The organism is Pseudoalteromonas sp. GB56, from assembly GCF_054923835.1.
The window spans coordinates 2,641,836-2,667,086 of sequence record NZ_JBPCHK010000001.1 but is presented as its reverse complement, the minus strand read 5'-3'; the positions used below and the strand labels follow the sequence as shown (position 1 = coordinate 2,667,086).

Here is a 25,251-nt window from a genome sequence, read left to right as displayed (position 1 = left end):
TGCAGGGTTAGGCAACATGTTGTGCAAGTGCAATAAAAAATGGCACCGCAAACAACACATTAAACGGGAAGGTTATCCCTAACGAGGCGGTGATAGACATGCCCGCATTCGCCTCAGGTAAGCTTTCTTTCATCGCTGCGGGCACAGCAATGTAAGAGCAACTCGCACCGAGTACCGCCATCAGTGCGGTACCACCTACGCTTAATTCCATCGCTATACCCAAGCCTGTGCCAGCAAGGCCGCCTATTATCGGCATAAGAATACCAAAGCTGATTAAAAACAGGCTATTGCGCTTGAGTGTAGCCAGCTGTTCACCGGCGACAAGGCCCATCTTCAATAGGAATAGCGCCAAAATACCAGAGAATAATTCGATAAAGAAGGGGGCGAGTTTAGTCACACTCGGGCCGCCAAAGTAACCAATTATTAGACTACCTAGCATCAGTAAGATGCTTTGGTTAGCAATGAGTTCTTTTTTAATAAAATGCCCATCAATTTGTTTCAGACTACCGCGGGCGAGCACTAACCCCACCAAGATTGCAGGCATTTCCAATAACACGACAAACAGCGGGAAGTAAGCTTCGTAGCTGATATTACTGGCCTCTAACAAGGCTACTGCAACCGCATAGGTGGCGACACTCACCGAACCATAGTGCGCAGCGATAGCACCAGCGTTTATTTTGTCTAGTTGACCAAAGTAACGAAGGATTGGAAAAGCAATTAACGGTAGTAACAGACCAAACGCGACCACTGCTACCGACATACCAACTAATGCAGGGTCAATGTGTTCTTGCAGTGCTAGGCCCCCTTTAAGGCCAATAGCTATCATTAAGAACATGCTCAGAGACTTGTATAAGCCGTCCGGGAAGGGCAGTTTGGCCCCTAAAATTTGGGCAACAACACCGAGAATGAAAAAGGCGACAACAGCGTCTATGACCATGATTACTTCTCTCCTACAGGGTCGTGAAGACGCACATTGGCGTGGTTGAGTTGTTTGCTGGAGAATTTGCTTTTAGCTTTATTACCCATGGTGAATGCTAATAGCGCTGCTGCAATTAGTGCAAATCCAAGAGAATCATAGCCAATTTGTTGGCCTATAAGGCTTACGCCGAGTAATCCCAAACTGGTCACTATAGAAAATACTAATTCACGGTTAGTCATGTTTTTCTCCTTAAGATTTTGGAGAAGTTTACATTTCATGATTGATAGATAAAAATAGATATTAATTACATTTAATATAGATAAAAATCTATTTTATTGAGGTGGCAATGGCATCACGTTTACATGCCCATATTGGTACATTTAGGCAATTGGAAATCTTGTTGGCGCTCTACGAGGGTGGCAGTGTGAAAGCCGCTGCGGAAACCCTGTTTCTCACTCAGCCGACGGTGTCTATGCAGTTGAAGAAACTCAGTGAAGCAATTGGATTTCCGCTTTATCAGCAAGTGGGTCGTAAGCTTAAATTCACTGATGCGGGTATTGCCACAGTGCAAACCGCACGGCAAGTACTGCAAAGTTGTGAAGAGCTGGATATGCGACTCTCTAACTTACGCGGGTTAACATCGGGTACGCTGCGCTTGGCTTGCGCAACTACCGCAAAATACTTCATTCCACATCTACTTGGGCCCTTTTGTGAGCGCTATCCGGGGATTGATATTCAGTTTACCGTTGCCAACCGCCAGCAAGTGATTGAACGTTTTGAGCAAGGGTTAGATGACTTTTATGTGTTCAGCCATTTACCACAAGGGTTGGCTATTGAAGTGCGAGAGTTTATGCCCAACGATCTCGTTGCTATTGCACCTGCAGCGCACCCACTGACAAAGCAAAAGAAGGTGTCATTAGAGGAGTTTTGCCAAGCCGGATTTTTAATTCGTGAGCAAGGTTCTGGCACGCGCTTCGCGACAGAAACATTCTTTAAAGAGCATGATATTCAACCCAATATCAAAATGACCATCGCCAGTAATGAGGCCATCATTCACTCGGTTTTATCAGGGCTCGGGGTCTCTATTTTATCAGCCCATACACTCGCATTTGGCGAAATTTATGGCGTGAAAGTAGTGAATGTTGAGTCACTGCCGATTAAGACAAAATGGTCGTTTTCATGGCTCAAAGGGCAAACACTCTCACCCATAGCACAGGTGTTTTTGGAATACGTGGAAACCGAAGGCCAGGCGATGATGCACCAAGCATTGCAGGGTAAGTAGAGAGTACAATTGAAGGAGATACGAGCGTTTGGCTCGTATCTCATTAGGTTTAAAACGATGATTTTTGCATATCAATAACAAAGCGATAATGCACATCAGCGCGCTCTAGGCGCTCAAACGCTTCATTAATTTGTTCCATGGTGATCATTTCCACCTCTGGCAAAATGTTAAAGCGGGCGCAGAAATCGAGCATTTCTTGTGTTTCAGCAATGCCACCAATCAGTGACGCGGCGATCCGGCGACGACCCATGACCATGGGCACGGTGTTGAACTCAGCCATCGGACCTACTTGGCCAACGAGCGTGAGGGTACCATCCACTTTGAGCAGTGGAATGTAGGGTGTGAGGTCATGTTTTACTGGCACGGTATCGATAATAAGGTTAAACGTACTGGCAGCCTGTTCCATACTCTGCTCATCATTTGACAATAAGAATGCATCCGCACCTAGCTCCATCGCGTCGGCTTTTTTACTCTGTGAGCGACTCAATACAGTCACATGTGCACCCATAGCTACAGCCAGCTTGATAGCCATATGACCAAGGCCACCCATACCTACAACGGCAACCGTGCTGCCTGGGCCCACATCCCAAGTACGCAGTGGTGAATAGGTGGTGATTCCGGCGCAAAGTAGCGGTGCCGCTTTGGCTAAATCAAGTGATTCAGGCACACGTAAAACGAACTCTTCACGCACAATCACGTTTTTTGCATAACCGCCTTTGGTCAGCTCTTGGGTGTGCCTATCAGGGCTGTTATACGTTTGCGTAAAACCTTCTTCACAGAATTGTTCCTCACCACTGTGGCAATGGGTACATTGCTGACAGCTGTCCACCATGCAACCCACAGCAACATGATCACCTTTTTTGTAACTGTTTACTTTAGCGCCTACATCAATAACGCGGCCTACAATTTCATGCCCCGGAACGGTTGGGTATACGGTCCATCCCCAATCGTTGCGGGCTGTATGCAAGTCGCTGTGGCATACGCCGCTATAGAGTATCTCAATCGCTACGTCGTTATCACGCAACGCACGGCATTCGTATTCGTAGGGAGTCAAAGGGCTTTGCGCTGATTGCGCGGCATATCCTATTGTTTTCATGTTGCCTCCAGTAGATTTAGGCAGCGTAGTGCTGCCCCAAGTGGTTCAAATTATAGATTGTTGTTGAAAAACTGGGCGAGTTTATCGAAAGGAATTAAGTCAACTCGGTCGTATAAATCGACATGGCCCGCGTCTTTTACGAGGAATAGCTCTTTTGGCTGTGCAGCACGCTCATAGGCGTCTTGGCTAAACTCTATTGAGTGGGCTTGGTCGCCAGAAATAAACAGCAGTGGTCGCGGTGAAATTGAATCAATATCGTTGAATGGGTAGAAATTCATAAACTTGGTATTGCTGCTGAGTGTTGGATGAGTTGTTAACTGCGGTGATGAACCTTCAGGTGTAAACTCTCCTCTTGGTGTACGGTAAAAGTCATAAAACTCTTTCGCAATCGGATGAGAATCTTCATTGATTTCGTGAGGTGTGCCGCCTGTATATTTTGTCTCACCGCCGGCAAATTCTACATCACGTTGTGCCGCAGCTTCGGCAATAACCTGTTTACGTTGTTCCATGGTTTGTACTTTGCCGTATAGGTCGCGAGAAAATGCACCCATGTCGTACATGCTTACCGTTGCTATTGCTTTCATGCGCGGGTCAATCTTGGCAGCACTAATGGCAAAACCACCACTGCCACACACTCCTAACACGCCAATGCGCTCTTTGGCGACAAAGTCGCGGCTTCCCAAGTAATCCACAGCAGCACTAAAGTCTTCAGCATACATATCTGGTAGTACAGCATTACGTGGCTGGCCTTCGCTTTCACCCCAAAACGACAAGTCGATTGCAAGGGTAACAAAACCCATTTCAGCCAGCTTTTGTGCATACAGCACGGCACTTTGTTCTTTCACCGCGCCCATAGGGTGACCGACGATGATAGCAGGTGCCTGCTCGTTCGCTTTCATGTCAGCAGGTAGGTACAAATTACCCGTGACCTTCATTTTATATAGGTTTTGAAATGAGACTTTTTGCATAGTGACGCGCTCGCTTTTAAAGAAGTTATTGGCACCCTGACTGAGATCAGGCTGGTATGACGAATTTACAGGCTGTGCGATTGCACCTGCAGACATAAGGGTTGCTGACATCAACAGTGCGTTCAACGAAAGTGACTTAGTCGACTTTTTCATAAAATCCTCCAATTGTGCAAATGAGCCTAATATCTGATTTGTATCAGTAGGCATAATCGCAGGAGCTTTCTAAATTACGAGTAACTAAACCTACTGCGATGTATGGCTGTCATTATGCTGCTTGAGGGTTTTCTTTCGAAGACACAAAACTGTTACGTTATTGCCTAAAAGTATGAGTAAGAAGAGTTATCAATAAAACTTACACTTTGTTTATATCGAGTCGTTCATCAGATTATTTGTACAATCTTCTTTATTGTTTCCTCCAGGGTGAATCAAATAGTGCTGGTTTGATTGGCACAGTTTTAGGTCTCATTTGTTCAACTACCGCATTTCATATTGATCTGTTGTGGAAATATATTATTGTATTACTAATTGAGGGCGTAACATCAATATGCACCAATAGATAACAACACACTTATATAAGGATGAACATGATTCTGGGGAAGATAAAGAATAGATTAGCTATGAGGTTGCCAGTAGTTGGCTATGCATCTTGTCTCGTTATGAGTAGCTCAATCAGCGCTGTTTATGCAAATGAGAACAATAACAAGGTATCCGCTAATGACTGGGAAAACCCTGCGATATATCAAATAGGCGCGTTACCAGATAGAGCATTCTTTGCGTCATATTCGACGCAAGAAGAAGCCAAAATTGGTGATGAACGTAATTCGAGTGACTACTATTCGTTGAACGGCCAATGGTATTTTAACTTTGTCGAACATCCTCAGCAGCGTCCAAGAGACTTTTTTAAACCTGACTATGATGTCTCTGATTGGCCTTTGACTCCAGTGCCGTCACATTGGCAGCTACAGGGGTATGATTACCCCATTTACGTCAATCACGGCTATGGCTTTCCTAAAAACAAACCGCTTGCACCAAAATATAATCCTGTTGGCTCATATCGCCGTGATTTTAATGTCCCACAAAAGTGGCTAGATGAACGCGTTATTTTGCATTTTGGCGGTGTGCGATCAGCCTTTTACGTATGGGTAAATGGAGAAAAAGTTGGCTACAGCCAAGACAGCAAATTACCCTCAGAGTTCGATATCACCTCGCGTCTAAAATCGGGCAAAAATACCATTGCGATCGAAGTATTCCGCTGGAGTGATGGCAGTTATCTTGAAGACCAAGATATGTGGCGAGTCAGTGGTGTACAACGCGATGTATTTTTACAACTCGCTCCAAAAACCCAAGTGTGGGATTTTCATGCCGATACGTCACTGACCAATAACTATCAAGATGGCTTATTGCAGCTTAATGTAGAGTTAGAGAACACTCAGCAAAGTGATAAAGACATAGCGCTTACTGCTGAATTGTTTGATGGTGACACCCGTATATGGCAACAACAGAAGCTCACACACGTTAAAGCACAGCAACGTTATGGCATCGACCTTAAGCACACCATTAAAGGGGTCACCCCTTGGTCGGCTGAAGTGCCTAAGCTTTACGATCTGGTTTTGACATTAGAGCAAGAAGGAAAAACATCACAAGTCATCCGTCAGGCGATTGGCTTTAAAAATGTGAAGGTTGAATCAGGGCAACTGCTCGTTAACGGTAAGCCTATTGTAATAAAAGGTGTTAATCGTCATGAACATGAACCGACTACTGGACAGGTGGTGAGTCGTGAGAGTATGCGAAAAGATATTGAGCTTATGAAGCAGTTCAATATTAATACAGTTCGTGCATCCCATTACCCGAATGACCCATATTGGTACCAACTATGTGACGAGTATGGTTTGTACGTGATAGATGAAGCAAATGTTGAATCCCATGGCTATGGCTTCGAGGAAGACGGAAGTCTAGGAAATGATCCACAATTTAAAGACGCAATTTTGAACCGTGTCAGTGGCATGATTGAGCGTGATAAAAACCACCCATCAATTATCGCGTGGTCTTTGGGAAATGAAATTGGCCCAGGCCCAAGTATTTCTGAGGCTTATGAACTTGCCAAAAGTATGGATGATAATCGTATCGTGCAATACGAGACGCGTGCAAACTGGCACAAAGAAAAAATGACCGATGTAATTGGCTGGATGTATGCCAATCGTGAGGAAATAGAGAAAAACTACCTAGGAAACTATCCGGATACCCCATTTATTTGGGTGGAATACGCACATACCATGGGTAATAGTGGCGGCAACCTCAAAGAGTTGTGGGATTTTGTGTATCAGCATCCACAAGTACAAGGTGGCAGTATTTGGGATTGGGTTGACCAAGGACTGTATAAAGCGGGTCTTGATGGTAACCGTGTACTTGCTTACGGCGGTGATTTTGAACCCGAGGGCGTGCGCAATGCCAGTAACTATCTTGCAAATGGTTTGATCGGTGCTGGCAGAGTGCCACATCCCGTGCTGTACGAAGTGAAAAAGCTGTATCAAGACATTGATGTACAGCAAAAAGGCGCAGCTACCTTTGCTATTATCAATCGTAATTTCTTCAGAGATTTAAGCTACGTAGAAGGTCATTGGCAATTGCTTGAAAATGGCAAGGTCGTCGCTGAAGGTCAATTAGAGGAATTAGACACAGCTCCTCAAGGGATTAGTACAGTTGAGGTTAATGAAATCTCGTCTTATGTGCAGCAATCTGGTGCGGAGTATGTCGTGAATCTTGATTTTGTGCAAAAACAGACTCAAGGCATGGTACCCAAAGGGCATTCAGTTGCAAGTGCCCAATTTATCAATGTAGCCAAGCAATCTGAGCTTGATGTTGAGCCCGCTAAGAGATTACGAGTTAAAGATAATAAAGAGTTTATAGCCATCTCGACGGGTGATACCGAGATGCTATTTGATAAACAGCGAGCACGCTTAACAAGTTATAAAGTCAGTGGAACGGAAATGGTCAAGGAAGGGTTATTCCCCAACTTCTGGCGAGCGATGACTGATAAAGATAATGGTAACAGGCTTTGGGAAAAAGCAGGTGCATTCTATAAAGATGCCCCACAAAAAGCGCAAATTATGGATGTGCAACTGAAGCGTCAAGATGGCATCGCAGTGATACGTTTTGCTGTTCATTTGCCCACACTCAATAGCAATGCGAGCATCGAATACACGGTAGGTCGCGGCGGAGATGTGTTGGTGGACTACCAAGCAACCCTTGAAAAAGGTCTGCCAGAAATGCCTCGCTTTGGCTTGAAGATGCAAATGCCAGAGGGCTTTGAGCAAGTGCAATGGTACGGGCGTGGTCCATGGGAGAATTATCAGGATAGGAAATTTGCAGCTAACCTAGGGGTTTACAGTGCATCAGTGGCAGATTTGTACTTCCCTTATATTCGCCCTCAAGAAAACGGCAACCGTAGCGATACGCGTTGGTTGGAGATTAGAAACGACCAAGGGGAAGGCCTACGCGTCATTGGCGAACCAAAGTTTGATTTTACAGCACATCACAATACGATTGCCGACTTTGATTATCCAAAAATTGGTGCTAACCGTCATATCTCAGACATTCAGCCCCGCCCATTAACAGAGTTAGTTTTTGATTTACGCCAGCGCGGTGTGGGTGGTGACAACAGCTGGGGAGCGACGCCGTACGATGAATACCGATTGCTGCCAAATAAACAACAGGAATATCGATTACGGTTGTTGGTTCAGCCCATATTGAAGTAGAAAGTAACTAAAAAGCGGCGCCGATGCGCCGCTTTTTACATGTTTGCCAGTAATTAACCTTGTGTAATTAGGCAAGGCTTACGTATTTTCAGGCATGTTAATCCGTGATAACTCGGCTTAATGTATTGGAACTTCATTAGGTACTTCACTAGGTACTTCACTAGCTACTTCACTAGCTACTTCATTCGGTACTAAATTTTGAATTGGTGAAGTGATGTAAAGTTGCCCCTTAAATGTTCAAAGTGAGGAGGTTGCATGTCGCAATCAGAGGATATGAAAATAGCACGCGTAGCAGATGCTGAGCCGGTTCAAGGTCCAGAACAATGGTTCACTGGCGATGTACAAATTAGCAATATGTTTAACGCACCAAGCCCTGCTCGAGTCGGTGCAGCCATAGTAAACTTTTCTCCTGGCGCTCGCACTCACTGGCATTCACATCCACTAGGGCAGGTGTTGGTTGTTACTCAAGGAGTGGGGTGGACCCAATGCGAAGGCGGACCAAAAAAAGAGATTTACCCTGGTGATATTATTTGGTGCAATTGTGGTCGTCGTCACTGGCATGGCGCAACACCGCAACAGGCAATGCAACATGTTGCGGTCCAAGAAACGTTAGATGGTAAAGCCGTTGATTGGTTTGAGCCAGTAACAGATGACGTGTACTTGGGTGAGCTGGAAAAATAAATATCTAGCCCTTTAATTGCGCCAGCTGCTGCTCTATGTCTCGTTTAGGAGAGGCGCCAAATAAACGGGAATATTCCCGTGAAAATTGCGATGGACTCTCATAACCCACTTTGTAAGCAGCAGTTGATGCATCACAATCCTCACCGAGCATTAGGCGTCTCGCTTCAAGTAAACGTAGACGCTTTTGATACTGCAAAGGACTCATCGCTGTAAGTTGACGAAAGTGATGATGGAAGGTCGACTTACTCATCTGTGCCATCTCAGCCAAAGCTTCGACACTTAGCGGGGTGTTATAATTAGCCTTTAACCATTCGATAGCACGTGACACCCGCAGCCCTTGGCTGCCGGCAGAAACTATTTGGCGGAGCCTTGCGCCCTGTTCGCTGATTAACACGCGCCAGAATATTTCGCGTTTAATTAATGGTGCTAAAACGGGCAGGGATTGAGGGTCGTCCAATAATGAAACAAGCCTTAGGCACGCATCAAGCAACTCAGGTGTCGTCTCCCCCAGCGCCATACCTTTATCGTTTTGTAATGAGGTCTCTTTAGTCAATGGAGCTTGTAAAATAAGTTCACTCAAAACACTCAAATCAAACTTGAGCACTAAACCGAGGTATGGCTGATCTCCTTGGGCTTCTAGTACTTGCATTCGCGCAGGCAAATCTAATGAGGTGATCAGAAACCGATAAGGATCATATTGAAAAACCTCGTCACCTAACGTCATGCTTTTTTTACCCTGGACCACCAGAGCTATACTGGGTTCTACGACACATAATGAACATGAATCTGCGGGCTCATTCTGACGATAAAATTCCAGCCCATTTATTGCCGTTGTTTTCATAGACAACGAACCAGTGAGCTGATCTATTTTATGTGCGAGTTCACAGTTGATGGCTTCAATGCGTTGTTTAGCGTCTTGCATAATATCGATGTCGGGGAGATTTTCATTCCCCTAGTGTACGGTACTTGTTTCGGTTTCGCCTATCTATATTTCCACTGGAACGGACGAATAGGCAATCATTTCGCAGTTGTTTACTATTTAGTTCGAGGTAATTTCGCAAGAATGTAACAGACACATAAATCAAGTTATTGGCGGAGGCCGCAATGAAAAAGTTTTTACATATACCCCTTTTATTTTCCATTACGTTTTTGGCGAGCCATGCATTGGCAGAAGGCGCAGATAAAGCGAGTATTAGTATCCAAGTCAACGGTACTCAACTGCCTATGCAAGGGTTGGAACCTTTTTTTACTGGGCCCGTGCGAGTAGAGCCACTATTTCAAGCAAAAGGAGAAGCGCGAGCTGCGGGTGCCACAGTAACATTCGAGCCAGGCAGTCGCACAAATTGGCACACACACCCTGTAGGACAAACTTTAGTGGTGACATATGGAAAGGGGTGGGTGCAACAGTGGCATGGGCGGCGTCTTGTTATCGCTCCTGGGGATGTAGTTCATATTCCCGCGAATGTGAAACATTGGCACGGTGCAACCGATAGCACAGCGATGGTTCATTTAGCGATTCAAGAATCACAAAATGGCAAAGTTGTTACTTGGATGGAAGCTGTCAGCGACTCTCAATATAAGCCTTAACTTCGTCATAATAGGACTGCACCTTGAAGATATATTTTCGTGTAAATAGCACAGTGGTCGAAGGTCATTTGATGGACACTCCATCAGGACGATCATTTTATTCACTGCTACCTTTGACTCTGAACTTCAGTGGTTATGCCAATGCGGAGAAAGTGGCTGACTTACCTGCACCATTGAATCGAGACGGAGCCCCAACAGGCAGTGGCGCAAAATATGGTGATATCACCTATTATGCGCCATGGGGGAACCTTGCCATTTTCTATAAGGACTTTGGCTATGCCGATGGTTTGATAAAGTTAGGGCGGCTGTCAGGAGCGTTCGAGGAATTATTTGAAAATAGTAACAACCTGATTGAGGTGCTCAGCGAATTGTGAGTTGGATGAGTTTTATCAAAGCCGATAAAGGTACTCTAGAGAGCAGCAATCTTGATTTTTCCCTGGGTAGGGTCAAGTATTGAAACCATGAGCCACGGATGTTCGCTAGTCGCGTGCTTCGGTTACCAGTCGATGATATTCAAATTCGATTCGGTACTTACATCATCAAGGAAAGCTCATGAACATTACTCACAGTGTTGGCATCGGTGGTGTCAACAATCGAGACGACGTTATCGCGGTGCAAACTGCACTCAACGCGCTTTGTGACTCACTTCCATCCATGAACAAGCTGGCCGTTGATGGCTTGCTGGGCAAACGCCGGCAAGCTCAAATACGGTTGCGGCTATCCAATTATTCCAGCGCGACGTTGTGGGTATGACCAAACCTGATGGCCGTATTGATGTAGGCGGGCGTACACAGCAAATGATCAATCTAAAGCTGTCCCAGTTAGAAGGGGCGAGTAGCTATGTATTGCCCATCCCACACCCGAGCGCATTAGTTTCTGATCAAGACTATCAGCAGATAGCGTCCCACTTAGGGTGTGAAGTTGCTGCTATCAAAGCGGTAGCCAGCGTTGAAAGTGCAGGCAAGGCTTTTTTCGCCGATTGGCGCCCGAAAATCTTGTTCGAAGCCCACATATTTTCTCGGCAAACCAATCACCAATACGATACTCAATTTCCACAGATATCGAGTCCTACATGGGATAAGTCTTTGTATCTTGGTGGTGAACGAGAGTATCAACGCCTTGCAGCGGCGATGACGTTAAACCCTGAAGCGGCGCTTCGTTCTGCATCATGGGGGCGCTTTCAAATTATGGGTTTCAACAGTCAGCTATGTGGGTACGGCACGGTGAAGCAGTTTGTGAAGGCCATGTTTAGTTCGGAGCGGGAGCACTTGAACGCCTTTGTTGGCTTTATTACACACAATAATATCGTGCGTTATTTAGTTACAAAAAACTGGGCGGCTTTTGCGCGCGCTTATAACGGCCCAGGTTATGCTAACAATCGTTATGATGAAAAAATGGCGAGTGCATACGCCGAGTTTGCGCTTCACCAATAACATAAGTCATTGAAAGTCCATTAAAGGGGTACTTTGTTCCTAGCAAGGTAACATATATAAGAAAAAGCTTATATTTTTTGATCTTTAACAAACGATTCGCACTTTGCCATATTGCACAACCGCACTTTTGACCTAAATTTAAATGAATGGAGTGCACGTTAATCCTCAGTAACGTTCACGATAATGCAAGGAACGTGTCAGTGTGTCAGAAGGGCTAATATGAGAAGAACCGATACCACTTTGCTCGAGCAGATGCAGATCAGTGACGTTGATATTGTCAATCGCAAAGAGCTTTTGGGCCTAAGTGAAGATTGTTTTAGGCTGCTTGCAAATCAACGTTTTTTAATCGAAGAAAAAGTCGATGAAGTGGTAGATGAGTTCTATCTGCGACAAACCGAGATAGACGAAATCTCACTTTTGATTGGTGATGCCGATACCTTAACTCGACTTCGTAATGCACAGCGTAAGTACATCGTTGATTTATTTGCAGGTAATTACGACAGTGAATACGTAAATAACCGCTTGCGTATCGGCATGGTGCATAAACGTATCGGCGTGGAGCCCAAACTTTATTTATCTGCGGTGCGCTCACTTAAAGAGCTGATTGTGGAAGTGCTCAGAGAGAATATTAGCCAAGAAGTGACCTTAACAGAGACTCTCAAAGCCCTTGATAATCTGTTTTATTTTGATACCACTTTGGTCTTTGACACCTACATTGGCAGCTTGGTGGGTGAAATCGAAACCGCGAAGAAGAAAACCGAAGCCTACGCGGAAAGTTTGGAACAAAAAGTGGCTGAGCGTACCAAGCAACTTGAAGAGCTGGCAAAACAAGACCCCATCACCGGCTTATACAACCAGCGGGCGATGCGAGATGTGCTCAAACGTGAAGTGGCCATGCTCAAACGCAATAACAGCAGTTTGTCACTGATTTATTTTGATGTGGATAATTTCAAAGAAGTGAATGACAAACAAGGCCACATAAAAGGCGATGAAGTGCTTAAGTATTTGTCGCAGATTATGATGGCGTCGTTGCGAGAAATCGATGTGCCGTGCCGTTATGGCGGCGATGAGTTTTGTATCATCCTGCCTGATTGTGACTTAGATAACGCTGAAAAAATATGCGAGCGCATTATCAGCAAGTTTACGCAAACGTATAAAGATCTGTCACTCAGCGTGGGGATTGTTGAAGTAACGAAAGACAATAACCCAGATATCGACTTAATGATTAAAGAAGCAGATAACAAGATGTATGAAGCGAAGAAATTTGAAGGCTCAAAAATCGTTAGGTAAGCGCTTCAGGAATTATGTTTGAGTGAACATAAAAATGCCGGTCAGTAGGGACCGGCATTTTGGTGTCAAGTGTGTGACCTTCCAAATTAGAAGATAACAGTCACACTTGATGAGCAGTTAGATGTACCTGCTTCGCAGATAGAGTAAGAGTAAGTTGCGCCACCTTTAGCATTGATAGCGTCAGTGTATGCGCCATCGTTTGCTGTCGTAGCAACTACTGAACCGTTACGGTAGATATCAACATTGGCAGTGCTTGCGCCGTTCCATGTAAGGTCTACACGATGACGACCTTTCACTTTGTAGCCATTTGCAGATAGGTCGATGTTACCGCCTGTGCTGCCGCTGCTTACACTCACAGTTTGGCTTGAGCTGTCAGTTTGGCCCACAGTGTCTGTTACTGTTAGCGTTACTGTGTATGAGCCATCCGCCGCAAACGTGTGGCTTGGGTTTTGCGCTGAGCTAGTGTTGCCATCGCCAAAGTTCCAAGAGTAGCTTGCTACGCCGTTGTCATCTGAGCTGCCGTCGGTGAAATCACACGCTAGCGCTGAACATGAGTAGCTGAAATCAGCAGTAGGTGCAGAATCCGATGAACCGCCACCACAGCTTGAGTTTGCTAGGTAGTCAATTGCCGCTTGCGCTTTAACTAGACCATAACCTGTTTTCACGTCACGACCAGCCGCATCTAAATCTTCAGCTGTTACCGCAAGTGCGTTACGTACTTCTGACGCCGAGCATGAAGTATGGTGTGACCATACTAAGGCTGCAACCGCACTCACGTGTGGAGTCGCCATTGATGTACCGTTATAGTAATCCCAATCTTGACCATCTACTTTAGACAAGCTTGCTGTTTGACCCGCTTTCGCAGCGAGTTCTAGACCAGTTGCACGGTCTATAGACGCAGTAGGAATACCTTGAATCTTACCATTGAAGTCCACCATGAATGGTGCTTGTAGGCCTGGGCGAGCTGCATTACTGTATACGATGATACCCTCTGCACCCGCGTCTGCACATGCGTTTGCGCCGCGGTACTCAGGGTAAGCATTTTCAGTAGACGTCGAGCTGTCACCTTGGTTTTCACCACGCTCAACTAAACAAATTTTGCCTGTCATATCGCCACATGAATACGAAGTACCTGTGGTTGTACACACACCTAGAGCGCCGCTTGCAGAACCATTGTTACCGCTTGGGTCGAATGACAAACTGCTGTTGTAGAAAAGGTGAGGTACAACGCCATTTGCGAAGTAATCAGTGCCGCCAACGCTCAGCTGAGCTAGCTGACCATCACCTAAGCCAACGCTTGAAAGTACCGCTTCACCAGGACCTGCAAGTTCTACTTGGTTAGTACGCTGTGAGAAGTTTGCATGCATGTTGCCTGAGTCAACCGCTGCAACAGACACTACGTCGTCATAAGACGCTGGGTATGAATGCGCTGTGTTGCCGTCATTACCTGCAGCAGCAATACTAAGTACGCCTTGGCTGTAGTAGTTTGCAAATGCATTACCTTCTGTGCGGCTGCTGCCACTACCACCTAAACTCATGCTGATAACATCTGAGCCCGCAGCTACACAGTCATCTACCGCAGCAACTAGGCTTGACGAGTAACCCCAACCCGCTTCATTGAATACTTTGATAATGTGTAGGTTGATGTTGCCGTTTGGCATTACACCCACAACGCCTGAGCCGTTTGTGATACCAGCGATTGTGCCAGCAACGTGCGTACCGTGAGAACCACCCGGCGTTGACCATTGGCCCGTGCCAGAGTCATTCGTACCGGATACCATGTTCGCCGCTAAATCAGAGTGACGGATATCGTAACCAGAGTCGATAATACATAAAGTACGGTTGCCAGCTAGACTGTCTGAAACAAGATCTGCTTCTACGCGGCTAATGCCCCAAGGCTCAACTTCAGTGGTATTTAAATTTGTTGCCAAAAGGTGACGCTTAACGTCAGTTTCTACGAATTCTACATTCGGGTTGTTGCGTAAACCTTTTAACGCCGCAGCAGGAATTTCCATCGCAAAAGCGTCATGTTTAGCAAGAATCAACCTTGATCTCACCGCCTAACTTTTTAGCAAGCGCTTTAACTGATGCTGAGTTACCACGCGTGAATTTTACGATAACACGTTCTTTCGCTGCACCGTTTGCTTTTACTTCTTTAGCACCATGAGCGTCGAAGTTTGGTTGCAGTGAGTTTGCGTGAGCAACGCTTGAACCAAGGCCAAGGGCAAGTAGTGTTGCTGAGGTTACGAGAGAGATTTTAGACTTCATAGTTAATACCTGTAATTAATTATTATGTTGTCGCTGTGCAAGACGCACAGTGGTATTGACGTTTGTCGGCGGGCACTAACTATTGCACGGGTGCTCCGCTTAGGCCCGCTAATGAAAACACATGTGTTAAAAAAATGAAACGAAAAAATTGTAAATTATGTTTCTCGGATAGGTTGGTTGAATAGCTTATTTAATATTTTCAGGTTGTTATGGTTTTATTTTTCTGATTTTAAAGTTAACAAAAAATATCAATGTGTGCATTTTTGTCACATTTTGTGCGTGTTACTCACAGCCAATCAGCGAGATTTGGCGCTACGCAATAGGGAAATTCTATGTGGATTGTGGGAATTGTTATAACCGGGCACACAATGGAATAAATGGGCGTGGGTCACTCTGATTATTGAGGCGGCGATCACGTCGCAAAGCTGCTCACATTGCAAGCAGCTTTGCGCGCACGTTAGTTATCTTTAAAACCAGAGAGAGTGAACTTATAGTGATAATTGCTTTCGCTCAATTGGTACTGGGGTAGGGCAGATGTTGCCCAGCTGTTTACGCCGCCCACCCCCATCTGGCCATAGTCAATATTGAGCGATACCACAGGGCGTGGCACTAATTCACCTGAATGGCGCTGTGTATCCCGTATGTGCTGTTCAAGATCATGTATACGATAATGCAGTGCACTCATGCCAAAATAAGGCGCACCGCTAACAAGAAGACCTATGCCCTTGTTATTTTTGAATTTCGCCCAGCGAACTTGTGTTTTGTAGCCGCTCTCCTGCGGGCGTATATATGGATGGTATTGCTGAGCAACGGTGGATTGATATAAGCCAACATGCGCTGCGGTGTTACGGTCTCTATAGTTCTCGTGGGGGCCACGTCCGAAATAGGTGAGGTTATCTAGGTTGGCATATAACTCTAGATTTATTCCCACTCTGGGTATGATTGGCAGCTCGGTCATGGTGGAAGAGAATCGATAGTCAATATCGACGACGCCATCACCCGTGATGGTGTAGGTTAAGTCAACCACACCTTTTACGTCCTCTAAACTCAATTGCGATGTGACAACAACGCGATTGTGTTCTTCTTTGAGAGTAAAATGGGTGACTTGCTGGCGCTGTGAAGCATACTTCCACATCCGCAATTTATCGTGCAGTTTTGCACCTATATCATTATCTGTTGGCGCTCGCCAAAAGTTTGGCATAGGGGCTGATTTTATGAGTTCTTCATTGTGGTATCTGTAACCACTGAGTTGACCTCGTGCGTGATTGAACCTCACCACGAAGTTGTCGCCGACAATTTCAGTATCAGTCACCGTGCGATAAACGTTAAGCGTTTGCTCTTTAGGCTGCGTTTGTTCATTGTGCGCACTGCGCTGTTCACGCACTAAAAATTGCTCTTTTGCGACCTCAAAACCTTGCGTGAGGAGTGGGCTTTGAGTCGTGGTAACGACACTAAGATCAAGAAAGACTTCGTTATCGTGTTTGCGCGGCAGTTGGTAGCCAAGGGTAAACGTCTGTCTTTGCTGCGCGCCAATATCCAACTCCTTGATAATACCCGAGTCTAATACTTCGCCATTGCTCATCAGTTGCCATTGCAGTGAATAATCCGATAGGCTCTTAAAAAAGTACTCATTGAACAGCGCAAGCTTGCCTTTGTTGGCATCGAGTAACGTAAATTGTACGTTCTGATGCACCTTCTTTATTTCATACAAGGCGGGTTGGGGTGTGCGGTCAGGTAACACGATGCCATTGAGCAAGAAGTTACCGTCAGAAGGAGTTCCCGGAGCGCCAAAATCGCCGCCATAGGCGTAAATTGTTTTGCCTTGCTCGGTCACTTTTCGAAGTCCTTGGTCAACCCAGTCCCAGATAAAGCCACCTTGTAGCTTGTCGTATTGACGAATATAGCGCCAAAAATCGGCAAAGTTACCCACACTGTTACCCATTGCATGCGCGTATTCACTCATGATCATACTTCGCTCAGGCTGTGATAGCGCGTAGTCTTTCAAATAAGACGGTGACGGATACTGGGGTACATACAAATCGGTATTCCATTCCAATACAGCACGCTCATACTGAATTGGGCGCGATGGATCGCGGGCTCTTACCCAGTCATAACCTTGATAAAAATTGTATCCATTTCCGGCTTCATTACCCAATGACCAAGTAATGACCGAAGGATGATTCTTACTGCGCTCAACCATTGCAGTAATTCTTCCCAAATGGGCGTCTTTCCAAAGCGGGTTGTTTCCCAGAGTCTGGCCTTTGGCGAGATTGTAATACATACCATGGGACTCGATGTTGGCTTCATCGACCACGTAAATGCCATATTTATCACATAACTCATAGAAATAGGGATCGTTGGGGTAGTGAGCTAAGCGTACCGCGTTGATATTAAACTGTTTAAACAGTTTGATGTCTTGCTCCATGCTTTTACGAGAAATCGCGTGACCTGTATCTGGGTCATGCTCATGGCGATTGACGCCTTTAATTAAAATAGGTTGGCCGTTTACGAATAGGCGCCCATCAATGATTTCTGAAGTACGAAATCCTACGTACTGTCTAATTACTTGCTTGGTTACTCCATCATTGTCTTTTAACTTCAAGGTGAGATTATAAAGGTTCGGTATTTCAGCTGACCACGCTGCGACCTGCTTTATAGCAGCATTGAAACGGACTTGTTGAGAAGCTCCAGAGGGTGAAATTGGCGTCGTTTGTGCGGCGATAATCTCGCCAGATGGCGTAGCTAATGTCATCTGTATTTCGTGTGAGCTTGATAGTTCAGAGAGATCAGCGGTGAGCTTAAAATCCCCATCTTGGTAATTATTAACAAGGCTTGCCTGCACGAAAAAGTCTTGAATGTGCGCTTTGGGAGTCGAATAAATGTATACATCACGTTCTATCCCAGACATGCGCCAAAAATCTTGTGCTTCTAAATAGCTGCCATCACTCCACCTGAATACTTGCACAGCGATGGTGTTGTCTCCAGCTTGAATAAAGGGGGAAATATCAAACTCAGCAGCTGTTTTACTGCCTTGGCTATAGCCCACTTTCTGGCCATTAACCCACAGATAAAATGCTGATTTTACCGCTGCAAAATGAACAACAGTGCGTTGCCCAAGCCAATCTTCAGCTATTTTAAAATGGCGTCTGTAATGGCCGATTGGATTGTAATGCGCTTGGATAAACGGCGGGTTCTTTGCAAACTCATAAGGGTGGTTAACATAGATTGGCGTGTCGTAACCTTGTAGCTCCCAATTGCCAGGAACCGTGATCAGGTCCCATTCACTGTCATTAAAGCCTGCTTTAGAAAACGCTGCAAAGTGTGTCGCGTAATTGTTTGAAAGTTTAAATCGCCACTGGCCATTAAGATTTATGAAATTAGATGCCCTCTCACGTTCAATCACGCTTTCATCTGTAAAAGGAAAGAAACTCGCGTGTGCTGGCAGCTTATTTATGCCAATGACGTGAGGGTTTTCCCAATCGGGAGTGCTGGCAGTCGCGGCCACAGTAAACCATAACTGAGCAAGTACACAGAGCATAAGTGCCTTACTTTTTCGTTTAACGTAATAGGTGTCAAAAGGCCATTCCATTTCAACGTTCTCCACAAACAGTAATGTTGTTTTATTTTGTTTCGTTTTGTTTCAAATTAAAAATAACAGCCTTTCGAATTGTTTAAAAGTATAAATTTCATGCATCTGCTCTGCCTGAGCCTCATTTGTCTCCACTCACGCTCTGATGTCAAAATCAATCAAGCTGAATTTATTAAGTACCTATTTTATATGTGTTTATTGGTTTTGTTTTTGTGAGGCGTGGATAACGAAAGTCCCGATTTACCGAATCGCATTTGCTTTGCTGCTACTCCCCATGCAACTTTCATTTTTAGGTCTTTCGAGTTGAAATTTCGTCCCTTGTTTCGAAAACTTGTATATTTCCACTGTTACAAGGAGTTAACATGAGGTTGGCTTTCAACCTTGTTTTTATTACATTTTTTGTTGAGCTGGATTGATATAGGTTTATTTAATGTAATTTAATGAAAGTTTCGTTTAATTTTGTGTTGATTTTTTTCTTTCGCAGGGTGTATATTTCATAAGGTTGGTCAAATTATATCCTTTCAATAATTAGAAAAAGGGCGGAGGACTGGAATGGTGGACTATAAAAAGAACTATCTGAGTTTGCTTATAGGCTCTGTATTGTCAGCATCTTCAATGACTGCATTGGCTGCTGAGGAAACAAAGCCGCAAGCAGAAGCTGAAGATGAAGCAGTTGAAGTTATCGAAGTACGGGGAATTCGAAACTCAATAAAAGAGTCTTTATTTATAAAGCAAAATTCAGTGCAAGTTGTGGATGCAATTGTTGCCGAAGACATCGGTAAGTTTCCGGATCAAAACGTTGCTGAAGCCTTGCAACGTATCTCGGGGATCACTATCACCCGAAATGCGGGTGAAGGTCAGAATGTCGTGGTTCGTGGTTTAGGTGGTGACTACAATATCACCACAGTGAATGGCCGCAGAATGGCGTCGGAACACAACAGCCGTGATTTTAACTATGACCTTATCGCCGCTGAACTACTTGGTGGTGTTGAGGTGTATAAATCGCCGGTTGCACACACTCAGGAAGGGGGGATTGGTTCTGTTATCAACATTAAAACCCGTCGCCCACTCGATTTTGACGGCTTTACTGCCTCAGCCTCTGCTAAAGGGATTTATGAAGACCGAACTCAAGACTTCACACCTCAAGCTTCATTCCTAGTCAGCGATACGTTCTTCGACGATACCTTTGGTGCCTTGTTTACCGCTGTGTATTCAGAGCGAACGCTGCGTATCGACAGCTATGAAGGTGAAGGCTTTTGGAATGAAAGCGATGAAGATTGGATCACCGTACGCCAAGACGTCAATGGTGATGGGGCATTTGACCCGCTTGTTGATAACGAATGGGGCTCAATTATTCCCGGTTACATGCGTTATGGGAACCAAGAAGATACGCGTGAACGTATTGGCGGCAGTTTAGCGCTGCAATGGACGCCAAATGATGACCTTGAAGTTAACTTCGACAGCATATACTCTTCTTACGAAACCAATGCGACTGAGTCGCAAATTTCCTTCGTAACGTATGATGAAAGTTGGACCGAGGGGATCCCAGGCGTAAAAGATGTTGGCTTTAATGACGAGGGGCTGGTTAATAAACTGACCCTTTTCGGTTCAGGTGCCATGGCAGAGATCCTGAATGTATCGCGTCCGCGGGTCACTGAAACGTACCAGCTAGGCCTCAATGCAAAGTGGCAATTACATGATCAGTTGAGTGTTGCATTCGACCTTGCGCATTCTCAGGCTGAGAACAAAAACAATGGCCACAACCGTTATATCGTAGCGCGTGGTTTTGTTGATGAAATCACCCTTGATCAGTCAGGTGATAACTTGCTCCCTGACGTGACCATTAGCCCAGATTTAACGGCGGACTCGCCTTTTGGTGCGCACTACAGTTATAACAGCGGCACCGGCATCAAAGATGTGGTCAATGAGTTCAGAATTGATGCGCAGTGGATGCCAGACATTGACTGGATCAAGTCAGTGGATTTCGGTATCAACCTAGGTGAACAAACAAAAACTACCAATGCAAATTCATCTGAAAACCCAAGTGCGTTTAGTAGTGGTGGCGCCCAGTTAGACTCTGAGCGTTATGATCATTACACGGTCGATTATTCAACGGTGGAAGACATCAACGGCTTCGAGTTGTTTAGACTACCGCGCGAAGTACTGATGGATGGTGATTTTGAAAACTTCCTCAAAGGCGAGCCGGGTATGCACCCCAATCCATGGCCGCGATTCGATTATGATGCATTGTTTGCGTATTATGAAAGCATCAGTCCAGAAGCAGCTCACGAGCTGATCAAAGCGACCGCTCGTCCAAAAGACTCGTACGAAGTGAATGAGCGCACCAATGCGATTTATGCGTCACTGAATATCGAAGATACGTTACTCAACCTTCCTTACAGCCTCAATTTAGGCGTTCGCGCAATAGAAACCACTGTAGGCAGTGAGGGTTATTCACTGAATCTAGATAAAGTGGTGTTTGTTCCAGACCGCAACGGCAACCCTTCCTATGAAGGTAAAGTTGAAGAGTATCAGGACGTCGTTGTGTTTGAAGATACATACAAGGATGTGCTGCCAAGCATGAACTTCAAGCTCAACCTTACAGACACCTTGGTCTTTAGAACAACAGCATCAAAAGCGATTACTCGCCCTAGTATTCAATCACTCAAAGCGTGGAGCTATATCAACTTCTCCAAAATGGAATACTACGCTTCAAACCCAGGTCTAGAACCTCTTCGTGCTAACCAAGCGGACATGGCACTGGAGTGGTACTTCTCTGAAAATGGCGCATTGACTGGGGTGTTTTTCTACAAAGACATCGAGTCATTCGTGATCAACGGTGAAAACGGCACGCAGGAAATTTTTGGCGAAACGTTCAAAGTGCAGTCATCAATCAACGGTGATGGTGGCGGTGAAATCGAAGGTTACGAAGTTGCATACCAGCATGCGTTCACTGACTTACTCCCTGAGCCATTCAACAACCTAGGTGTGCAACTTAACTACACCTATGTGGATTCGGGCTATGACGATGTACCAGAAGATCACCCTGAATATGCATTTCGTAGTTTAGGTCTGCCTTATCAAGGGATGTCGGAACATTCATTCAATGCAGTTGCGTACTACGAAACTGACGACCTGCAAGTTCGCTTCGCCTATAACTGGCGCGACGAGTACGTTGTTAACCCTAACGCGTGGGGTGGTGTTCAGTGGGTGGCGGATTATGGCCAGCTTGATTTCAGCGCCAGCTATGACGTGACTGAGATGGTGAATATCAATGTGTCGGGTACCAACTTAACTAACGAACGCGGTTGGCACTACATCTCACGCTCAGATCAAATTCACCGTTTAGACCGCTCTGGACGCTTGTTCACTGTGGGCGTCAACGTACGATTTTAAGCACATAAAAATAACAGCGGCACATGCGTGAAATGATTCGCCATGTGCTGCTTAAAAAGAATAAAGAAAAGTGAGTAACATTATGAAATACAAACATAAGTTATCAGTGCTGTCATTAGCTGTTGCAGCGGCATCTTTGGTCGGTTGTGGCACCGAAGAGCCAAAAGGATCGGTAGGTGATACCGGTGCGCAAGTGGTTTCTCCTCCGGGGTCTGTAGATAGAGCGCCGTCAATTTGGTTTCGTTATAACGATGCCAAAGCGGGTGATATCATCATGCAAGATGTGTATATCCCAGAAAAAGGCCTAACACCCTACACCTATTATTCAGTACTAAACTGGAACGCCGGTATGGAAGGGGGCGGCTACGCGGGTATTCAAGATCACCCGGATGGACGTAATTTCATTTTCTCAATTTGGGATCCGTCAAACGGCGAAACCATTACCGCTCCTCACCAAGGGCCGGGTACAAAAGTGGAGAACTTTGGTGGTGAAGGGACAGGCTTAAAATCATGGAACTTCGAACTCGGTTGGGACACAGACAAGTGGTATACCTTGGTCGCTAAAGTGTGGCAAAAAGACGGTCACACCCAGTTTGGTTATTGGGCGATGGACACCGAAACTGGCGTGTGGACGCACCTAGTTACGATGGATTACCCCGTTGAAAATGTGTACTTCAATTCACCCACTGGTTCATTTGTAGAAGATTGGCTAGGAACGGGTGATCAAACGCGTACAGGTCTTTTCCGTGAAGGTCACAAGCGCCAACTTGATGGCTCTTGGTTAGGCTTTACAAAAGCAGAATTCAGTGTCATTCAAGAAGAGGCGACGGCCGCATACAATGAGAATTACGATGCGACCTCAACGGCGGATTACTACCGAATGAGTACCGGAGGCAGCATTACTCCCGATGAGGTTGAGCCAGTCGATACCTTCTCTCGCCCATATTCAAGTATCTCACCGGTGCAGGAACCTGTTGCAGCAACACTGACAACGGTCAGTGCCCAAGGCGTAAGCTGGACTCTCAATAATACGTCTACGCCATTGTTTAAATACACTGTGCTTGTTGATGGTGAAGTGGTCGCAATGGGTGAAAACCCCAGTGCAACACAAGCAACATTTGATGCCATCGCGGTGGATGCGCAAATTGAAGTGCATTTAGAAAGTATTTTAGGCAAGACCACCGTGCTCAAAGCCACGGTAGCACAGGGCCAATTGGCAAGTGATGACACCATCACGGTAGACGCTGAGGCAGATGCGTTAGTCAGTGGTGAGCCAATGACCATCGAGGCGTTATCTAAGGGGGAGTCACGCTTATTTGAAATCATGGCGATTGATTCTGCAAATAGGCTTAAGGTAGAGCTCGCGGGTAACAATGGCGACGTGGATATTTATGTCAAAGCCGAAGAACCTGCAACGCCACAGGACTATGACTGCGTTGGCTACGGTGGAGCAAGCTTAGAAACCTGCTATCTGCCAATCAACGTGCGCAGTGAAACGCCTTATTACATTTTGGTTGTCGCACGCACCGATGCAAGCAATGTGACGCTCAGTGCAACCCATGATGGTGAAGAAAACGGCATGCTTAACAGTGGTAACTTCATTGTCACTGGCAGCACGCCTGCTCAGCCGGGTAATGATCTTAAATATGCCTTTGATGGCGATGCTTCAACCATGTGGCATACATCGTGGGGCGATGATATGCAGGAATACCCGCACGAAGTGGTCATTGATTTAGGTGAAACGGTAGACGTAAACCGCTTTGAATACACTCCGCGTCAAGACGGTGGCCGTAACGGCACAATCGTCAGCTATCAAATCTATGTTTCTGAAAGTTCAGTTGACTACGGCGAAGTTGTCCACGCGGGCACCTGGGTAGACAACACCAATATGAAGCTTGAAGTGTTTGGCCCAGTAACAGGCCGATTTGTAAAGTTTGTTGCATTGGAAGAGCGCAACGGTGGCGCATGGGCATCTGCTGCTGAGCTGCGAGTGGGTATTGATGACGGTAACGTTTACGAACCCATTGATGGCACAGGAGGTGGTGACGGTGATGGCGGCGAAGGCGGAGACGGCGGCACACCCACGCCAGAGCCTGAGAGCAATACACTTGTGGTTAACTCGACCTTGTTAGACAACGCCACGTTTGTTGCCTCGTCTACATCGCCCGCGCAGGATGGGCATGAGCTTACGTTTGCTTTTGATGGCGATACAGTGAGTCATTGGCACACGTCCTGGAGTGATTCGAACGTGGTGTACCCACATGAAGTCATCATCGATTTAGGTGAAGAATATCAAGTCAATCGCTTCGATTATTCTCCACGTGAAGGCGGGGGTAACGGCACGGTGGTTGAATATGAAGTGTACGTCAGTAATGACCAAGACAACTTTGCAGAAGCTGTTTCTGCAGGGAGTTGGGCAGACAACGGCGACACTAAAACAGCAACATTTACGGAAAAAGCAGGCCGCTTTGTTAAGTTTGTTGCTCTGGCGGAGCGAGGCGGAAACCCGTGGGCTTCAGCTGGTGAATTTAATGTGGGGGTAAACCTGAGTACGGCAGTGGACATGAGCAGTGTGTCTGCAACGTCAAGCTCTGCAGCAGAAGCTGGACATGAATTAGAATTCGCTTTTGACTCAGACGTAGATACTCATTGGCATACTACTTGGAGCGACGCGAGCGTCGTATACCCACATGAAGTGACCATTGATTTAGGCGCAAGCCACAATGTGTCTCAGTTTGATTACACACCGCGCCCAGGTGGTGGAAACGGCACCGTGGTGAAATACGAAGTGTACGTAAGCGATAGCGACACAAACTTTGGTGAAGCGGTATCCAGCGGTGATTGGCCAGGTAACGGCGATGTGAAAAGTGCGATTTTTACACCGACATCAGGGCGCTTTGTGAAGTTTGTTGCATTGGAAGAGCAAGGCGGAGGTGCGTGGGCATCGGCCGCTGAGTTTGCAGTGCGCGTTAATCCATAATTAGTAA

18 protein-coding genes are annotated in these 25,251 nt (G+C 45.8%); 10 read left to right on the top strand and 8 right to left on the bottom strand.

Features of this window, described 5'->3' with window-relative positions; genetic code table 11:
• Positions 1 to 7: 7 nt before the first annotated feature.
• Together ACH19P_RS12455 and ACH19P_RS12450 are read right to left on the bottom strand one after the other, a co-directional pair.
• Positions 8 to 937 (bottom strand): sodium-dependent bicarbonate transport family permease, encoded by a 930-nt coding sequence (locus tag ACH19P_RS12455; RefSeq protein WP_462158847.1) that lies wholly within the window; start codon positions 935 to 937, stop codon positions 8 to 10.
• 2 nt (positions 938 to 939) lie between these two features.
• Positions 940 to 1,158 (bottom strand): hypothetical protein, encoded by a 219-nt coding sequence (locus ACH19P_RS12450; RefSeq protein ID WP_462158846.1) that lies wholly within the window; start codon positions 1,156 to 1,158, stop codon positions 940 to 942.
• Between the two features lie 107 nt (positions 1,159 to 1,265).
• On the opposite strand from ACH19P_RS12450, the gene ACH19P_RS12445 reads away from it, so the two are divergent.
• Entirely contained in the window at positions 1,266 to 2,201 is a 936-nt protein-coding gene (locus tag ACH19P_RS12445; protein WP_347392622.1) for a LysR family transcriptional regulator, read from the top strand.
• Between the two features lie 49 nt (positions 2,202 to 2,250).
• On the opposite strand, the gene ACH19P_RS12440 is transcribed toward ACH19P_RS12445, so the two are convergent.
• Positions 2,251 to 3,297: an NAD(P)-dependent alcohol dehydrogenase gene (locus ACH19P_RS12440; protein ID WP_462158844.1), complete on the bottom strand. Its 1,047-nt coding sequence runs from the start codon at positions 3,295 to 3,297 to the stop codon at positions 2,251 to 2,253.
• 50 nt (positions 3,298 to 3,347) lie between these two features.
• Entirely contained in the window at positions 3,348 to 4,418 is a 1,071-nt protein-coding gene (locus ACH19P_RS12435; protein ID WP_462158842.1) for an alpha/beta hydrolase, read from the bottom strand.
• Positions 4,419 to 4,882: 464 nt separating this feature from the next.
• Between ACH19P_RS12435 and lacZ (ACH19P_RS12430) the strand changes: the two genes are divergently transcribed.
• Positions 4,883 to 8,020: a beta-galactosidase, LacZ type gene (gene lacZ / locus ACH19P_RS12430; RefSeq protein WP_462158840.1), complete on the top strand. Its 3,138-nt coding sequence runs from the start codon at positions 4,883 to 4,885 to the stop codon at positions 8,018 to 8,020.
• A gap of 255 nt (positions 8,021 to 8,275) precedes the next feature.
• Complete coding sequence (locus ACH19P_RS12425; RefSeq protein ID WP_462158839.1) at positions 8,276 to 8,701, top strand: (R)-mandelonitrile lyase; 426 nt, start codon at positions 8,276 to 8,278, stop codon at positions 8,699 to 8,701.
• A 4-nt stretch (positions 8,702 to 8,705) separates the two neighbouring features.
• On the opposite strand, the gene ACH19P_RS12420 is transcribed toward ACH19P_RS12425, so the two are convergent.
• A complete protein-coding gene (locus ACH19P_RS12420; RefSeq protein ID WP_462158838.1) occupies positions 8,706 to 9,623 on the bottom strand; it encodes an AraC family transcriptional regulator in 918 nt (305 codons plus the stop codon).
• A gap of 182 nt (positions 9,624 to 9,805) precedes the next feature.
• Here ACH19P_RS12420 and ACH19P_RS12415 point away from each other — a divergent pair, with 182 nt between their 5' ends.
• The 5 genes from ACH19P_RS12415 (at position 9,806) to ACH19P_RS12395 (ending at position 13,011) form a co-directional block, all read left to right on the top strand.
• Entirely contained in the window at positions 9,806 to 10,288 is a 483-nt protein-coding gene (locus ACH19P_RS12415; protein WP_462158837.1) for a (R)-mandelonitrile lyase, read from the top strand.
• A 23-nt stretch (positions 10,289 to 10,311) separates the two neighbouring features.
• The gene (locus ACH19P_RS12410) at positions 10,312 to 10,662 is read left to right on the top strand and encodes a cyclophilin-like fold protein (RefSeq protein WP_462158836.1); all 351 of its coding nucleotides are present in this window, start codon (positions 10,312 to 10,314) and stop codon (positions 10,660 to 10,662) included.
• A 178-nt stretch (positions 10,663 to 10,840) separates the two neighbouring features.
• The gene (locus tag ACH19P_RS12405; protein ID WP_462158835.1) at positions 10,841 to 11,041 is read left to right on the top strand and encodes a hypothetical protein; all 201 of its coding nucleotides are present in this window, start codon (positions 10,841 to 10,843) and stop codon (positions 11,039 to 11,041) included.
• Positions 11,038 to 11,721, top strand: coding sequence for an N-acetylmuramidase family protein (locus ACH19P_RS12400; RefSeq protein WP_462158834.1), 684 nt, complete (start codon positions 11,038 to 11,040; stop codon positions 11,719 to 11,721). The genes ACH19P_RS12405 and ACH19P_RS12400 overlap by 4 nt, the downstream gene beginning before the upstream one ends.
• Positions 11,722 to 11,940: 219 nt before the next feature.
• Positions 11,941 to 13,011: a diguanylate cyclase gene (locus tag ACH19P_RS12395; protein ID WP_462158833.1), complete on the top strand. Its 1,071-nt coding sequence runs from the start codon at positions 11,941 to 11,943 to the stop codon at positions 13,009 to 13,011.
• Positions 13,012 to 13,097: 86 nt separating this feature from the next.
• On the opposite strand, the gene ACH19P_RS12390 is transcribed toward ACH19P_RS12395, so the two are convergent.
• From ACH19P_RS12390 to lacZ (ACH19P_RS12380), 3 genes are all read right to left on the bottom strand, one after another.
• The gene (locus ACH19P_RS12390) at positions 13,098 to 15,068 is read right to left on the bottom strand and encodes a S8 family serine peptidase (protein WP_462158832.1); all 1,971 of its coding nucleotides are present in this window, start codon (positions 15,066 to 15,068) and stop codon (positions 13,098 to 13,100) included.
• Positions 15,043 to 15,279: a hypothetical protein gene (locus ACH19P_RS12385; RefSeq protein WP_462158831.1), complete on the bottom strand. Its 237-nt coding sequence runs from the start codon at positions 15,277 to 15,279 to the stop codon at positions 15,043 to 15,045. Before ACH19P_RS12385 ends, ACH19P_RS12390 begins: the two co-directional genes overlap by 26 nt.
• A gap of 457 nt (positions 15,280 to 15,736) precedes the next feature.
• Positions 15,737 to 18,868: a beta-galactosidase, LacZ type gene (lacZ, locus tag ACH19P_RS12380; protein WP_462158830.1), complete on the bottom strand. Its 3,132-nt coding sequence runs from the start codon at positions 18,866 to 18,868 to the stop codon at positions 15,737 to 15,739.
• Between the two features lie 552 nt (positions 18,869 to 19,420).
• On the opposite strand from lacZ (ACH19P_RS12380), the gene ACH19P_RS12375 reads away from it, so the two are divergent.
• A complete protein-coding gene (locus tag ACH19P_RS12375; RefSeq protein WP_462158829.1) occupies positions 19,421 to 22,264 on the top strand; it encodes a TonB-dependent receptor in 2,844 nt (947 codons plus the stop codon).
• Positions 22,265 to 22,346: 82 nt separating this feature from the next.
• Complete coding sequence (locus ACH19P_RS12370) at positions 22,347 to 25,244, top strand: discoidin domain-containing protein (protein WP_462158828.1); 2,898 nt, start codon at positions 22,347 to 22,349, stop codon at positions 25,242 to 25,244.
• Positions 25,245 to 25,251 lie beyond the last annotated feature (7 nt).